At 63.8% G+C, this 15,580-nt stretch carries 14 protein-coding genes; 8 read left to right on the top strand and 6 right to left on the bottom strand.

Annotation, left to right across the window (positions count from 1 at the left end; translation table 11 throughout):
• Positions 1–38: 38 nt before the first annotated feature.
• The 6 genes from murJ (at position 39) to ABIB73_RS30750 (ending at position 7,512) form a co-directional block, all read left to right on the top strand.
• A complete protein-coding gene (gene murJ / locus ABIB73_RS30725) occupies positions 39–1,565 on the top strand; it encodes a murein biosynthesis integral membrane protein MurJ (protein ID WP_354230202.1) in 1,527 nt (508 codons plus the stop codon).
• Between the two features lie 100 nt (positions 1,566–1,665).
• On the top strand, positions 1,666–2,010 hold the full coding sequence (locus ABIB73_RS30730) for a DUF6984 family protein (protein WP_354230204.1): 345 nt from the start codon (positions 1,666–1,668) through the stop codon (positions 2,008–2,010).
• A gap of 225 nt (positions 2,011–2,235) precedes the next feature.
• Positions 2,236–4,545: a xanthine dehydrogenase family protein molybdopterin-binding subunit gene (locus ABIB73_RS30735; RefSeq protein ID WP_354230206.1), complete on the top strand. Its 2,310-nt coding sequence runs from the start codon at positions 2,236–2,238 to the stop codon at positions 4,543–4,545.
• Between the two features lie 94 nt (positions 4,546–4,639).
• Positions 4,640–5,089 carry a c-type cytochrome gene (locus ABIB73_RS30740; RefSeq protein WP_354230208.1) on the top strand — a complete coding sequence of 150 codons (450 nt, stop codon included), beginning with the start codon at positions 4,640–4,642 and terminating at the stop codon, positions 5,087–5,089.
• A 303-nt stretch (positions 5,090–5,392) separates the two neighbouring features.
• Positions 5,393–6,676, top strand: coding sequence for a cystathionine gamma-synthase family protein (locus ABIB73_RS30745; protein ID WP_354230210.1), 1,284 nt, complete (start codon positions 5,393–5,395; stop codon positions 6,674–6,676).
• A 212-nt stretch (positions 6,677–6,888) separates the two neighbouring features.
• Complete coding sequence (locus ABIB73_RS30750) at positions 6,889–7,512, top strand: class I SAM-dependent methyltransferase (RefSeq protein WP_354230212.1); 624 nt, start codon at positions 6,889–6,891, stop codon at positions 7,510–7,512.
• An 84-nt stretch (positions 7,513–7,596) separates the two neighbouring features.
• On the opposite strand, the gene ABIB73_RS30755 is transcribed toward ABIB73_RS30750, so the two are convergent.
• Entirely contained in the window at positions 7,597–8,016 is a 420-nt protein-coding gene (locus tag ABIB73_RS30755; protein ID WP_354230214.1) for a CHRD domain-containing protein, read from the bottom strand.
• Positions 8,017–8,170: 154 nt separating this feature from the next.
• On the opposite strand from ABIB73_RS30755, the gene ABIB73_RS30760 reads away from it, so the two are divergent.
• Both ABIB73_RS30760 and ABIB73_RS30765 read left to right on the top strand, forming a co-directional pair.
• Entirely contained in the window at positions 8,171–9,097 is a 927-nt protein-coding gene (locus tag ABIB73_RS30760) for a c-type cytochrome (RefSeq protein WP_354230216.1), read from the top strand.
• Positions 9,098–9,228: 131 nt separating this feature from the next.
• Positions 9,229–10,872, top strand: coding sequence for a nucleotidyltransferase family protein (locus ABIB73_RS30765; RefSeq protein WP_354230218.1), 1,644 nt, complete (start codon positions 9,229–9,231; stop codon positions 10,870–10,872).
• Here ABIB73_RS30765 and ABIB73_RS30770 read toward each other — a convergent pair.
• The 5 genes from ABIB73_RS30770 to ABIB73_RS30790 all read right to left on the bottom strand — a co-directional run bounded on the left by ABIB73_RS30770 (position 10,847) and on the right by ABIB73_RS30790 (position 15,477).
• The gene (locus tag ABIB73_RS30770; RefSeq protein WP_354230220.1) at positions 10,847–11,527 is read right to left on the bottom strand and encodes a glycosyltransferase family 2 protein; all 681 of its coding nucleotides are present in this window, start codon (positions 11,525–11,527) and stop codon (positions 10,847–10,849) included. The genes ABIB73_RS30765 and ABIB73_RS30770 overlap by 26 nt on opposite strands.
• A gap of 12 nt (positions 11,528–11,539) precedes the next feature.
• Complete coding sequence (locus ABIB73_RS30775; RefSeq protein ID WP_354230222.1) at positions 11,540–12,529, bottom strand: phosphoenolpyruvate carboxykinase (ATP); 990 nt, start codon at positions 12,527–12,529, stop codon at positions 11,540–11,542.
• A complete protein-coding gene (locus tag ABIB73_RS30780; RefSeq protein WP_354230224.1) occupies positions 12,519–12,941 on the bottom strand; it encodes a PqqD family protein in 423 nt (140 codons plus the stop codon). Before ABIB73_RS30780 ends, ABIB73_RS30775 begins: the two co-directional genes overlap by 11 nt.
• A gap of 93 nt (positions 12,942–13,034) precedes the next feature.
• The gene (locus tag ABIB73_RS30785; RefSeq protein WP_045008738.1) at positions 13,035–13,280 is read right to left on the bottom strand and encodes an Lrp/AsnC ligand binding domain-containing protein; all 246 of its coding nucleotides are present in this window, start codon (positions 13,278–13,280) and stop codon (positions 13,035–13,037) included.
• Positions 13,281–13,497: 217 nt separating this feature from the next.
• Entirely contained in the window at positions 13,498–15,477 is a 1,980-nt protein-coding gene (locus ABIB73_RS30790; protein ID WP_354230226.1) for an ATP-binding protein, read from the bottom strand.
• Between the last annotated feature and the right edge of the window lie 103 nt (positions 15,478–15,580).

Consider the following 15,580-nt stretch of genomic DNA (forward strand, 5'->3'; position numbering starts at 1 on the left):
ATTTTGCAGCGAGCCGTCTCTTCCTCTAGAAGAGACGCATGCTCGGACGTATCTTCACGGTTGGCGGATATACGCTGCTGTCGCGGCTGACGGGATTTGCCCGCGACATCATGCTCGCGGCGATCCTGGGCGCCGGCCCTGTAGCCGACGCCTTTTTTGTGGCGCTGCGGCTACCAAATCATTTCCGCGCAATCTTTGCCGAAGGCGCGTTCAACGCCGCCTGGGTGCCGGCCTACGCGCACGTCCACGGCGAGCGCGGGGAGGCGGCCGCACGACTGTTCGCCGACCGCATCTTCACGCTGCTCTTGGCCTCGCAGGTCGTGCTGCTGATCGTCGCCTGGCTGTTCATGCCGCAGGCCATGAGCATTCTGGCGCCCGGCTTCAGTGAGGACGCCGAGCAACGGCACCTCGCGATCGAGCTGACCCGAATCACCTTTCCCTATCTGCTGCTGATCACGCTGGTGACGCTCTATGGCGGCATGCTCAACGTGATGCAGCGCTTTGCCAGTGCCGCTGCCGCGTCGATCTTCCTCAACGTCGCGATGATGATGACGCTGGCGCTCGCCACCTGGTTTCCGACCGCGGGCCACGCCGCGGCCTGGGGCGTCCTGATCTCGGGCTTCCTGCAATACTTCCTGCTCGCGGGCGATCTCGCCCGTCATGGCGGCCTGCCGCGCTTTGCGCCGCTCAGGCTCGACGAGGATGTTCGCGCCTTCTTCAAGGCGCTCGGGCCGGCGACGCTGGGCTCGATGGGCACGCAGGTCGCATTGTTTGCCGACACCATCATCGCGACCTTCCTGCCCGCGGGCGCGCTGTCGGCGCTCTATTATGCTGACCGCCTCAACCAGCTGCCAATCGGCGTGATCGGCATCGCCATCGGCACGGTGCTGCTGCCGGAGATGTCGCGGCGGATCACGGCCAACGACCATGACGGCGCGATGAAGGCGCAGCGCCGCGCCTTTGACTTCACGCTGCTGTTCTCGGTGCCGTTCGTTGCGGCCTTCCTCACCGTACCCGACGCGATCATGCGCGCGCTGTTCGCCCGTGGCGCATTCTCGAAGGCCGATGCCGCAGCCGCTGGCGCCACGCTCGCGGCCTATGCCATCGGCCTGATCCCTTTCGTGCTGATCCGCAGCGCGGTCGCGACCTTCTATGCGCGCAAGGACACCGCGACGCCGGTTCGCGCGTCGCTGACGGGTATCGCGGTCAACGTCGCGCTGAAGCTTGCCTTGATGGGATCGCTCGCCCAGATCGGCCTGGCGCTCGCGACCGCCGTCGGCGTCTGGACCAATCTGCTGCTGGTGCTCTTCTTCGCGGTGCGGCGGGGCTTTCTCGCGCTGGACCGCGCCTGGCTGTTGTCGCTCGCCAAATTTTTGCTGACCGGACTGATCCTCGCCGCCGCCTTCTGGCTGATCGCGCGCTTTAGCGTTTCTTCACTGGGCTCAATGCACTTCCGGGATGAATTGACGCTGGCCCTGCTCACCGTCGGGGGCACGATCGTCTACGCGTTCGCGATCCTCATCCTGTTCGGCCGCAGCTGGCTGCTCTCGCTGGTGCGCGGTTAGGCAGGCTGCAGCAAACCATAGTGAATTTCAACTCCGGACCATAGGCGGACATCGCAAGCGCGGCGTGATATAGCCAATGCTCGCCAGAAGGTGCGAAAAAATGGCCCGCCCACTGCCCCCCAAAGAGCGTGACTTGGTTGTCTATATCCTAGGACTGTCTTCATCTTCGCATGGCTATTTTGACCTTGTAGAAGACATGAACGACGGTGGAATGGGTAGCCTTCGCTTTGTCGGCAGCGCAGACCGGAGTTTTGGTAAGTGCATCGGCGAAGCCGAATTTGATGATGCAGATGGAGTACTAGTCTCACTCGCGCTGAACGTCGATCAGCGCGGGGAATTGTTTGAACTCGATCTTTGGAAAGTTGATTTTTCGCCGCTACAACGGATCGCCACCCTGGATGAACTCCGTTCCCCCATGTTTGGTCGCCAAAGAATCTCAGAATAAGTCAGGCTCGAAGCGTTCGAACAGCTCGGCTCGGCCGGCGGCCGCGGGATCATCGCCTACACAGGGAAACGAGCCAACTTCGGCCTTTCTACGCAATTCCGATATGACGGGTAAGCGGTGCTTTTCCCGGCCTGCGATCAATGTCCACGCCTAAAGCCGTTTGCCTTGCCACTTTTTCCACGGCAATATGCCGGCAAAACAACCATGAGAACGGGAAGAGAAAAAATGGCGGCTCCCATCAAGTTCGGCGTCGGCCAAAGCGTGCTGCGCAAGGAGGACGACGCACTGATCCGCGGCAAGGGCCGCTATACCGACGACTATGCGCCGCAGGCCGCACTTCGCTGCCTGATGCTGCGTTCGCCGCACGCGCATGCCACATACACCATCGATGCGAGCCGCGCCCGCGGGCTGCCCGGCGTCGCGCTGATCCTGACTGCCGACGATGTCGGGGATCTCGGCAATCTGCCGTGCCTGTTCAATCTCGAGACCGATCCGTTCACCGGGCCGCCTTACCCGATCCTTGCCAAGGACGAGGTGCGCCATGTCGGCGATTGCATCGCCTTCGTCGTCGCCGAGACCATCGACCAGGCTCGCGACGCGATCGAGGCGATCGAGGTCAAATGGAGCCCGCTGCCGGCGGTGACCGGCGTCGTCAACGCCGTAAAGACCGGCGCGCCGCAGGTCTGGCCCGACAAGCCCGGCAATGTGCTGTTCGACGTCTCGATCGGTGACAAGAAAGCCACCGAAGCCGCGTTCGCCAAAGCGCATGCGGTCGCCGAAATCTCCATCGTCAATCCGCGCGTGGTTGCAAGCTTCCTGGAGACGCGCGCCGCCGTCTGCGAATATGACGCCAAGAACGATCATCTCACGCTCACCGTCGGCAGCCAGGGCAGCCACCGGCTGCGCGATATCCTGTGCCAGAACGTGCTCAATATCCCGACCGAGAAGATGCGGGTGATCTGTCCCGATGTTGGCGGCGGTTTTGGCACAAAGCTGTTTCCGTACCGCGAATACGCTCTGTTGGCGGTCGCTGCGCGACAGCTGAAGAAGGCCGTGAAATGGGCGGCCGACCGCTCCGAGCATTTCATGGGCGACGCGCAGGGCCGCGACAACGTCACCACCGCGAAGATGGCGCTGACTGAAGACGGCAAATTCCTCGCCATGGACTGCGACCTGATGGGCGACATGGGTGCGTATCTCTCGACCTTCGGGCCCTACATCCCGCATGGCGGCGCCGGCATGCTGCCGGGCCTCTACGACATCCAGGCCTTCCACTGCCGGGTGCGCACGATCTTCACCAACAGCGTTCCGGTCGACGCCTATCGCGGCGCGGGCCGGCCCGAGGCGGCCTATGTCATCGAGCGTCTGGTCGACGCCTGCGCCCGCAAGCTTGACATGACGCCTGACGCCATCCGCCGCAAGAATTTCATTCAACCGAAAGCGCTGCCCTACAAGACAGCGACCGGCAAGGTCTATGATTCCGGCGACTTCGCCGCGCATCTGAAGCGCGCGATGGAGATCGGCGACTGGAAGGAGTTTTCCAAGCGCGCAAAACTCGCCAAGAAGCACGGCCTGATCCGCGGCATTGGGCTGGCGAGCTATGTCGAGGTCTGCGGCACCATGGGCGAGGAGACCGCCAATGTGCGGATGGATCCCAATGGCGACGTCACCATCCTGATCGGCACGCAGTCGAGCGGGCAGGGCCACCAGACGGCCTATGCGCAGATCGTCGCCGAGCAGTTCGGCCTGCCGCCGGAGCGCGTGCATATCCACCAGGGCGACACCGCCGAGATCGCGACCGGTCTCGGCACCGGCGGCTCGGCCTCGATTCCCTCGGGCGGCGTCAGCGTCGAGCGGGCCACGCGCGAGCTCGGCCAGAGGTTGAAGGAAATCGCCGCGCAGGCACTGGAGGCCAGCGCCGGCGACCTCGAGATTTCCGAGGGCGTGGTGCGGATCGCCGGCACCGATCGCTCGATCTCGTTCGCCGATCTCGCCAAGCGGCCGAATGCCGACCCGTCGAAGCTGAACGCGAGCGCGACCTTCACCAGCGCCGACGGCACCTATCCCAACGGCACGCATTTGGCGGAAGTCGAGATCGATCCGGCGACCGGCATCATCAAAATCGTCAACTACGTGATCGTCGACGATTTCGGCAAGACGCTCAATCCGCTGCTGCTGGCTGGCCAGGTGCATGGCGGCGCCATGCAGGGCATCGGCCAGGCGCTGATGGAGCAGGTGGTCTATGGCGCGGGTGACGGCCAGCTCATCACCGCGACTTTCATGGACTACGCGCTGCCGCGCGCTGCCGACGGGCCGTCCTTCGTGTTCGAGACCAACAACATCCCCTGCACGACCAATCCGCTGGGCGTGAAGGGCGCGGGCGAGGCCGGCGCGATCGGCTCCTGTCCGGCCGTCGTCAACGCCATCGTCGAGGGGCTTTGGCGCGAATACAAGATCGACCACATCGACATGCCGGCGACACCAGAACGTGTTTGGATCGCGATCAACGAGCACCATCGCCGCCACAGCCTCTAAATGTCGATCTCCGGGGCGGGAATAATTGCCCGCCGCCGGGTTCTAACCATGAATGCCTTCCCCCAACCGACTTGCGAGCCGGAGTAACAAGCCGATGAAACGAATTTTGATTGTCGCGGGCACCCTGCTTCTGGGTGCGGGCGCCGTGATGGCCCAGCAGGAGGTTGCCGTCCAGCAGGACAATCTGATGCGCTCGCAGGCCAAGAGCATGTACGGCGTGATCCTCAAGATGACGAAGGGCGAAATCCCCTACGATCAGAAGGCCGTCGACGCGGCGATCGCCAGTCTCGAGGCCGACGTCGCCAAGATCGCAAAGACCTTCGAGGTCAATCCCAAGCAGGACGTGGTCAACGCGACTTATGGTTCCTCGCCCAAGGTTTGGCAGAACAAGGCCGATTTCGACTCCAAGATCCCGCCGGTGCAGAAGGCGGTCGCCGAGGTCAAGGGCAAGGTCACCGATCTGGCGAGCCTGAAGGCCGCGTACACGGCGATGAATGATCGCTGCACCGACTGCCACGAGACGTATCGGCTGAAGCTGAAGTAACGGCCCGACTTTTCGCGCCCAACTTCGTAGCTCGGATGGAGCGGAGCGAAATCCGGGGCAGATGACCCCGCATGTCGCTTCGCTCATGCGGGTTACTGGGCTCATGACGGACATGGCCGCCAGCCGCCCATGAAATTCTGTTCGCTAGGCCTGACGGATCGCTGTTAGAGCGGCTATCTTCGATTCCAGCCGCCGCCGCGTTGATTCGACCTGCTGGATGCCGGCGCATCTCGCTCCTGACCGCCTCACACTCCAAGGAGTTCCAACGCGCGGCGAGGATCTGAATCAACAGCGAGACAGGCCATGGTCAAACCGTTCCCGTCGAAAACCCATATCGGCAACCATATGCTGCATCCGGAAACGCTGATGCTGACTTATGGCTACGATCCGCAATTGTCGGAAGGTGCCATCAAGCCGCCGGTGTTCCTGACCTCGACCTTCGTGTTCAAGACGGCCGACGACGGGCAGGACTTCTTCGATTTCGTCTCCGGCCGGCGCGAGCCGCCGGAAGGCATGGGCGCCGGTCTGGTCTATTCGCGCTTCAACCATCCCAACAGCGAGATCGTCGAGGACAGGCTCGCCATCTATGAGCGCACCGAGAGCTGTGTCCTGTTCTCATCCGGCATGGCGGCGATCGCGACCACGATCCTGGCTTTCATCCGCCCTGGCGACGTCATCCTGCACTCCCAGCCGCTCTATGGCGGGACGGAAACCTTGTTGACGAACACGCTTTCGCGTCTTGCGATCGGCGCGGTCGGCTTTGCCGACGGCATCGATGAAGCGGCGGTCGGTCAGGCCGGGGAGGAGGCCATGCGCAAGGGCCGGGTCGCGATGATCCTGATCGAAACACCGGCCAATCCGACCAACGGCCTGGTCGACGTCGCGATGATGCGCCGCGTCGCCGAGACCATCGGAAAGACCCAGGGCCACACACCCATCATCGCCTGTGACAACACCCTGCTCGGCCCGGTGTTTCAGCGGCCGATCGAGCATGGCGCGGATATTTCGCTGTACTCGCTGACCAAATATGTCGGCGGTCATTCCGACCTGATCGCGGGCGCAGCGCTCGGTTCGAAGGCGATCATGAAGGGCATCAAGGCGCTGCGAGGCGCGATCGGCACCCAGCTCGATCCCCATTCCTGCTGGATGATCAACCGCTCGCTCGAGACCTTGAGCCTGCGTATGGAAAAGGCCGACAGCAACGCGCGCCTCGTCGCGGACTATCTGCGCGACCATGCCAAGGTGACCAAGGTCCACTATCTCGGTCATCACGAAGAGGCCTCAATGGCCGGACAAGTGTTTGCGCGGCAATGCCTCGGCGCGGGATCGACGTTCTCGTTCGACATCGTCGGCGGCAAGGCGGCGGCGGTGAAATTCCTCAACGCGCTGCAGATCTTCAAGCTCGCGGTGAGCCTTGGCGGAACGGAGTCGCTGGCGAGCCTGCCCGCGACGATGACCCATTCCGGCGTCCCGGCCGACATCCGCCAAAAAATCGGCGTTCTGGATTCCACGATCCGGCTGTCGATCGGCATCGAACACCCCTCGGACCTGATTGCGGACCTCGCTCAGGCATTGACCGCGGCGTAAGCGCAGTCGGGCGCGAGCAGGATCGTTCTTCAAGCCGAAGCGGGCTTCCGGCAGCCGCCTTGGTGCGATAACGTATCAGAGCAGGCGGGGGATAGTTCTCGTTGGGAGAGGTCGTGCGCGCGGATGCCCTGGTGGCAATCTATCGTGGGGTCAAAAGGCCGGATCGATAGCACGGTCATCGGCGCCGTCGTGCAGCTGAGGTCCGGGCTCTCATGAGCGACCCCTCCGGCCGGCTGGCGCAGCTTCGCGCGCGGGTTGTCGAGCTGGCGCGGGCCCAGGACCCCTACGCGCACATTTTTGCGGGCAAGGACTTTCGGCGCGACTATGTGGCCGCACGCACGGTCGCCTGGAGCTTGCTGTTCGAGGACATGCGCGATACGACCAGCCGAGTGCTCGAGATCGGCTCCAAGGAAGGGCGATCTGCGGTGTTCTGGCTCGAGTTCTTCGCCGGCGCACATCTCACCTGCGTCGATCTCTTCCGCGAGGACGATGCCGAGCGATTCGACCGCAACCTTGCCGCCTATGGCGCGCGCCTCCGCAAGATGGTGGGCAGCTCGATCCGGGCCCTCGGCATTCTGCGTGAAGAGAACGCGGTGTTCGATTTCATCTATGTCGACGGCAGCCATCAGCGCGACGACGTGATGATCGATTGCCTCGGTGCCTGGCGCCTGCTGCGCGATGGCGGCGTGATGTTGATGGACGACTACACCTGGATGCCGGACAATCCCGAGGCAGAGCGCGTCGCGCCGGCCGTCGACACCTTCCTCGCCTGGCACGCCGATGCCGAGGTGATCCTCAAAAGCCATCAGGTCGCCGTGCGCAAGCGTCCCGCCTGAGTCGTTTTAGGTCGGGCCAGAATCGGAAAGGCCGGGCGCCCCCTCCAGCGTCCGGCCTTTCCGCAGACGAAGCAGCTGTGTGGCTTACTTCGTCACCTGACCGCGGATCTCGCCGCCCGGATTGGCCGCGGTGTGAATGTTGACGTAGAGCTTGCCGGCGAGAAGGTCGGAGGCCTGCGCGTCGGTCAGCGTCGCCGCGCCCTCGACCGGGCTATTGGCGGCGCCGGGGATCGGGACCGCGACGCCGGCGTTCTTGCCAGTCTCGGCGGGGCCGTGGAAGTGGGCGGCAGTGGCGGGGCCGGAGAGGCCCGAATAGCTCAGCTTCCAGGAGAGCTTCTTGGTGGCGGCGTCGTAGTCGAGATCGGCGGTGCCGGTGCCGCTGCTGGTGTTGGCGGGGACTTCGGACTTGCCGTCCAGCACAGCCTTCAGCTTCTCCGCGCTGGCCGGGCCTGCGAATGCGACGGCTGCTCCGAGTGCCAGCGTGGCAAAAATGGCTTTGTTCATCGGTCTCTCCCTGTTGACATCTGATTGCGCTCGATCTGCAAACAGTGCGCTTCCGACTTTATTCCCGCAATCCAATCAAACCATCTAAATTATTCGTGGCTGGAGCGGGCATGGCGTGATGCCTAAGTTCGACGGATCTCAACGGAACACCGCAATGCTGCGACGAACAATTTTTGCCGGGCTGATCGCCGTCATCGCAGCCCTGTGTATCTATTGGTGGCTGACCGCGCCGACCGCGCTTGCACTGCCGGCACCAGCGCGCGGGCCCGATCTCGCCAACGGGCAGGAGCTGTTCAATGCCGGCGGCTGCTCGTCGTGCCATGCCGTGCCCAATCAGCCCGATCGTCTGCGGCTCGGCGGCGGCTTAGCGCTCGGTTCGCCGTTCGGGACGTTCTATGCCCCGAACATTTCCCCCGATCCCACCGACGGGATCGGCCGATGGAGCGAAGCCAATTTCGTCAACGCCGTGATGCGCGGCATTTCGCCTGAAGGCACGCATTATTTTCCGGCGTTCCCTTACACCTCCTACCATATTGCGAAGGTCGATGATGTCCGCGATCTCTTCGCCTATCTGAAGACGCTGCCACCCGTGTCCGGCAGGGTCCGCGACCACGATTTGCCGTTTCCCTTCAACATCCGCCGCAATGTCGGCATCTGGAAATTGCTGTTCATGGATGTCAGGCCGTTCATGCCGGTTGCGACGCGCCCGGCGCAGTGGAATCGCGGCGCCTATCTCGTGAACGGCTTTGGCCATTGCGCCGAATGCCACAGCCCACGCAATTTTCTCGGTGGCGTCATCACCACGCAGCGCTTCGCCGGCGGTCCCAATCCCGAAGGCGAGGGCTGGGTGCCGAACATCACGCAGAAGGGCATCGGTAGCTGGAGCGAGAAAGAGATCGCCGACTTCCTCGAAACCGGCGATATGCCGGAGGGCGACAGCGCATCAGGCTCGATGCGGCCGGTGATCAAGAACCTCGCGCAACTGACGCCCGAGGATCGCGCCGCGATGGCCAACTATCTGAAGTCGCTGCCGCCGATCGACGGGCCAACGCCGCCAAAGCGCAAGGAGGGCGGTGGCTGAAAGCGTTTCTTTCCCGATTGACACCTGCGGATCGCACCCGCATCCTTTGCTGCCGGTTGGGAATTGGAAGTGCGTCACGATGGGGCGTCGAGTTTTTGCGCGGTTGCGGCTGATCGTTTTGACACCTGATTTTGCTGGGCCAGACGAAGCAGGCCGCGCGGTTCAACCGTTCGGTTGAGATGGCACGCACATCGAAACTCCCGGCCGCGCTGAACCCGCGTTATCTGACGCTGTTCAGGGCCGCGCTTGGGCAGGGCCAGACGGCGATCGAGGCCTACCAGGCCTGGCGCGCCTCCGAGCCGCTCGATGCGGCCGACGAAGTCGTCTACCGCACCATGCCGCTTCTCGTGGCCACCGCCGACATGGCCGGAATCATCGATGCCGACACCAGGCGGATGCGCGGCGTCGTCAAGCATGTCTGGCTGTCGAACGCGACGCGGGTCCGCGATGTTGTGGAGGCCTGCGCGGCGTTGAAGGCCGCCGGCATCGGTTCACTGCTGATCAAGGGTGGGGCGTTGTTCGCGCGCGACGCGAGCTACATGGCGAAGCGCATGACCGGAGACTATGATCTTCTGGTCCGCCGCGGCGACGCGCCGCGCGCGATCGAGGTGCTGCGGCAGGCGTCGTTTCGCAGCCACGGCATGAAGGTCGAGCTGTTCTCGGAGTCCGATTTCGATCGCGACATCCATGCGGTTGCGATGTCGCGGGCCGGCCTCAGCCGCGCGATCGACCTGCACTGGCGCGCGCTGTTCTGGCTCGACGACGAGAATTTCACCGAGGAGCTGTTCAAGACCGCAGAGACCGGGACGCTGCTGATGCATGAGGTGCTGATCCCGGGCCTTGCCGAACATCTGGCGATTGCGGCGATGCGACCGGAGCCCGCCGATCAGAACGAGATGGTGTCCCGGGCGCTCGAGGTCGTCCATGTTCTTGAGAGCGCCAGCGCGAAGGTCGATTGGGATCGATTCCGTTGGATCGTGACCCGCTACAATGGCAGCCTGTTCGCGGCGCAATTGCTCGATGTCGTCGCCCGCGAGATGCCGGCTCTCGTGCCTGACGGTCTCGTGGAGCAGTTATGGGATTATGGCCCGCCGGGGAAATCCATCGAGATCTCCGTCCGCGCGGTGCCGCGCGCGCAACGCACGCAACGGCAGCAATTTTGGGTCGCCTTCTTCGCGTCGCTGCGCGCGCAGGTCAAGGCGCCGTTCCGGGGACGGGATTGGCCAAAACTGCCCGGGGCGGCCTTGGCGGCGTTCGATGCCAGCGTCGCGCATTTTCCTTTTTTCAGGGACGCGATCCTGAAGCGGATCTGGCAGCAGACGGCGGGCGCGGCGCATCCACTGCGGGGGAAGGGCGTCTGGTTCGGGCAGGGATTTTCCATTCCTGAGGACGAGGGACGGTGGACTGACCGTCAGTTCGCCATCATCGAAGTGCCGGTCGAGAAGCCGCGGCATGGCTTCGTCGTCGTGGAGCTCGCGGTGGTGCCGTTCCTGCCACCGGGCACCGACAGCGTTCGCTTCGTGGCCTATGCCGGCGCCGGAGCGGTGTCGCAGATGGCGGCAGGGCGCAACGATCCGATGCCGTTCAGGATCACGCTGACCGCAAAGATCGTCGGCGCCGGTCATCGCAAGATCGTCGTTGCGCTGCGGATGCTCGATGCCAGGCGTCCGATGGACATCGGCCATTCGATCGATCACCGCCTGCTCGGGCTGTTCGTGACGTCAGTGTCGATCGACGGCGCGCCGGTGTTCACTCCGGCGGGCGCCGTGCCTTGATGGCCTTGCGCAGCGCCAGCAGCGTCTCGTGGTTTTGCGCGTCCGTGTTGGTGCGGCCGCCATTGCCGAGGTGAAGCCGGCGCCGGACGACAATGTCGTCGACATGAGCGCTTCTCAGGCCGTTCTGCTTGGCGCGGCCGAGCCATGCGATGAAGAAGGTTGCGGGCAGGCTTTCGTCGAACGGGCCGGCCCGCTCAAGCGCGGGACGCCGGATCAGCATGCATTGCTTCAGCTCGCCCGGCATGATCGCGACGGCCGGTGTGAGGCGCTCACGCTGCTCCTCTGGCACGTCGGGGCTGACGAATTGCTGCACCTTGCCGAATACGGCCTCGACGTCATCGTGACGTTCGAGCAGCGCGAGTTGCAGCTCCAGTTTGCGCGCCGTCCAGAGATCGTCCGCATCGCAGAATCCGATCAACTCGCCACGCGCCATTGCGAGGCCCTGGTTGACGGCGATGGCCTGACCGCTGTTCGTCTGCGTGAGCGCAATGATGCGGCCGCCGAACCGGTCGAGAATGCCGCGCGTGCCGTCGGTCGATCCGTCATCGATCACGATCACTTCGTCGGGCGGAACGCTCTGGCCAAGCACGCTCTCGATCGCCTCGGCAATGTAGGCCTCGGCGTTGTAGGCGGCGATGACCACGGAGACGCGCATATCGGCGGAGCCTCAGAGCCGTTCCAGTTGGCGGGCGAAGGCGGAGGGAATCTCCATCGGCGTGGTGCCGGTGTCGGCGAAGAACACCGGCGTCAGGCCTGCGATACGCGCGATCTTGTCGGCGATCACGTTCGGCCATCCCGGCAGTTCGTAGGCCATGGTCGGCAGCAGCGCGCGAAATGCGTCCGATTGCCGCGCCGGGGTGAACTCGGGAGTCACAGCGCCGCGCCGTCGCGGAATGATGAGCGCGCGCAGCGTGCCGCCGCCAATGCGCTCACCGAGATCGGCAAGACTCAGCTCGTGGCGCGGCTCGCCGTTGAAATCCGAAACCGGCGTGGTTGCGCCAATGAAGTCTTGAAAAATATCGACCAGGGCAGGGCGCAGCCGCGCGGAGCAGAACAGCGGCTCGATCTGTCCGGTCTCGCTGTTGACGGCGACGAAATCATCGCCGGCATAGCGCCAGCCGGCCTTTGCGCAGGCCAGCGCCGCCGTGGTTTTCCCGCTGTGGCCTTCGCCCGCCAGCAGCGTGAAGCCCGCATCGGTTCCGACGGCTGCGCCGTGAACGGCGCACCAGAGCGTATCGTGCATCATGGCATGGATCAGCGAGATCGCCGGCCGGCTGCGGATCCAGGGCGGCGCCGCGCCCTTCGGCAGCCAGGCGATGCCGCGCCGGCTTTCGAGGTCAACCGCGAACAGCACGGGAATGACGGCCGGCTGCCACACCGAATAGATTCCGTCTTCGATCAAGAGCCGCGGGCGCTCGGCGGCCTCCGGCACCAGCGTCGAGAGGTCGTGATCGGCGGCGGTGATGAAGCGCAGGTCGAGATCGACAGCGCCCGGTACGCGCTGGATATAGGCCGGCAGGAACGTGCTGGCCAATTCCCGCGAGGCAAAACCGAGACGCAAGGAGAACGGGCCGCAGCGCGCATGCGCTTCGATCGGCTCCGATGCTTTGGCGAAGACCTTCGCGATCTCCTGCCGGATGAGGCCACTAGCTTTCATTGGTCTCGCGCAGCGGCCAGCCTTCCTCGCCGGCGTCGTGCACGGGATCCATCAGCAACAGCTCCCGCAGATTGTCGAAGCGCTGGAATTCCGGGGCGACAAATGCGCCTGGCAGCACCGGTGACCATGTCTCGCTGCGCGCATCGGCGGCGCCATTGGCGATGAGGCCTTCCGCCAACATGCTGTCGACGAAGGCTCCTACCTGTTGGGCGATGGAAGCCGCGTCGCCGCCGGTCGTGACAGTGAGGGCACCAGCGATCTCCTCAACCGTTCGGCCGGCCTTGAGACCGAGCCAGACCTGGGCGGCGCTGCCGTCGAGGTTGTAGTAGACGCCATTCTGATAGTTGGCCAACACCACTTCACTATCAAATTGCTGGCTGATCAGCAGCGGCACCGACGTAGTGAGGGCCATGATTTGCTCAGTACTCACTTCAATTCCAAAGACCAAACGCTAGCATAGGCGTCCGGCTACGCAACCGGGCGCCTTGCGTCAATTCCGGGCAAACTAGCTCGCGCCGAACGCCTTGAAGGTGATGATGGTGAGGGTGTCCTGGATGCCCGGCAGCACCTGCACCTTCTCGTTGATGAAGTGGCCGATATCGGTGTCGTTGTCGACGTAGAACTTCACCAGCAGGTCGTAGTGGCCAGCCGTGGAATAGATCTCGGAGGCGATCTCGGCTTCGGCGAGCGCGTTGGCGACCGTGTAGGACTGGCCGAGCTTGCATTTGATCTGGACGAAAAAGGGAACCATTGCAGTCACTCCGAAGGCGTATCTGGCGGCTAGAGCCATTTCCGTTCCGATGGAATCGAAACGGGACTCTAGCTTCTTGTTTTGACGCGTTTTCTTTACGCGAACCGGTATCCACTTCGCTCGAAAACGCTCTAATAGGCCAAAACCGGCCGGACTTGGCAAGCAGACTTGCCGGCTGCCGGCACGAGCCGCCTTACGCGCAGATACCAGTCCTACGCTACGAGGTCACCACCGCGGCTGCGAAAGCTTCCCTGAGCCGCTCCGCCAGTTCGGCCTTCCGGTAGGGCTTGGTCAGGACGACCGCCTGCGCCTGCGCACGGCCCTGCTCGACCAGGGTCTCCAATGCGTAGCCGGAGGTGAACAGGACCGGGAGACCCGGACGAACCCACCGGGCCTGGTCGGCGAGCTCCCAGCCGCTCATGCCGCCCGGCATGATGATGTCGGTGAACAGCATGTCGATGTAGGGATCGGTGCGCAGACGCTGCAAGGCCTCCTTGCCGTTGACGGCGGCGACAACGCGATATCCGAGAGCCTCGACCCTTTGGATGACCGAGGAGCGCACGAACGGATCGTCTTCCGCGATCAGGATCGTCTCGTGCCCGCGGGGGGCCGCCTCCTCGTTCTCCGGAATGTCAGCCGGCGATTCTCCGGCGCCGGCACGCGGCAGATAGATCCGGACCGTCGTCCCCAGGCCCTGCTCGCTGTAGATCGAGACATGGCCGTCGGATTGCTTGGCGAAGCCATAGACCATGCTCAGCCCGAGGCCCGAGCCCTTGCCGACTTCCTTGGTGGTGAAGAACGGCTCGAAAGCGTGCTCGATGACCTCAGGCGTCATGCCTTCGCCGTCATCGGTGACGGAGATCTGGACGTAGCTGCCCGACGCCACTTCCGGGTGCATGGCACGATAGTCCTCGTCGATCGCAGCCAATTCCGTGCTCAGGGTCAAATGGCCTCCGGCCGGCATGGCGTCCTGCGCGTTGAGCGCAAGGTTCAGCACGGCGGATTCGAGCTGCGCGCGGTCCGCAAAGGTCTGGATACTGCCGAGCCCGAAGGCGGTCTTGATCTCGATGTTTTCGCGCAAGGTGCGCTTGAACAGCTTGAGCATGGACTCCAATAGCTCGCGGCAGTCGATCGCCTGCGGCTGGAGCAGCTGGCGGCGGCTGAACGCCAGAAGTCGCTGCGTCAGCTCCGCGCCGCGTTCACCGGACTCGCAGATGTCGTCGGCAAACTGCCGCAAATCTGGCCGGGCCTTGAGCTGCTCGCTCAGATGCTCGGCGTTGCCGATGATAACGGTCAGGAGATTGTTGAAGTCATGGGCGATGCCGCCGGACAACTGGCCGACCGTCTCCATCTTCTGCGCCTGCTGGAGCTGCTGCTCGGTCAGCTTGCGCGCGGTCAAATCGTGGACGATGCCGACGTAGATCAGATCGCCGTCCTGCCACGCCTGGCCCACCGACAGATTCATCGGAAAGGTCGATCCGCCCTTGCGCAGGCCGACGGATTCCCCGGCTGCGAAGCGCCGCGCATGACCTGTGGATGAGGGCCTCTCCTCGTTGGACATCAGCATGCCGATGTCGAGATTCATGACCTCGTCGGCGCGATAGCCGAACAACCGTTCGCAGGCGGGGTTGAACAGCAGAATGCGGGCTTGCGCGTCGAACAGGATGACGCCGTCGACCGCGGTCTCGACGACGGCGGTGAGGCGCGTCATGCTCTCGCGCAGCGCGCGCTGGGCTTCACGGACCTGCCTGAGCAGCAGGGCTGCATCCCGGCTCTTGATCTCCTCCTCTTCGAGTGCGGCCTGAACTTTCTTGAGTTCGAATGGAGAGGGGATCGTCAGGATCTTTGGCAACAGCGGCCAGAGCGCGCCGGCGGTGAAGACCGACGCCACCGCCGTCACCGCCTTGACCATGCCCTCGATGCCATAGACCGGGACCCAGAGCGTGTAGATCGACAGCAGATGCGTCAGGCCGCACGCCGTGATGAAGACCGCGAACGCCCAATAGACCCACCCGAACTTGAGGTCACGCCGCTTGGTGACGAGAATCGCGAGGGCAAACGGGATGGAGAAATAGGCAGCCGCGATGCAGGCGTCCGAAACGACGTGGAGCCAGATCAGTTCAGGCTCCCACAACAGGCAGATGCCGTGCGGTGAAAGCATCGAGGAGTCGAGAAGACGTTCGAAGTAGGCCCACATGATTCCACCCCGATAGACTTGCGGGCCGGGGGCAGCCCGCAACATTGGTGTCGCTGGTCGGTTCCACCACCAACGTCTCACTCCTCGATGTGGACGCCAAGGG

The organism is Bradyrhizobium sp. F1.4.3, from assembly GCF_040548375.1.
In the GTDB taxonomy this organism is placed as follows: Bacteria; Pseudomonadota; Alphaproteobacteria; order Rhizobiales; family Xanthobacteraceae; genus Bradyrhizobium.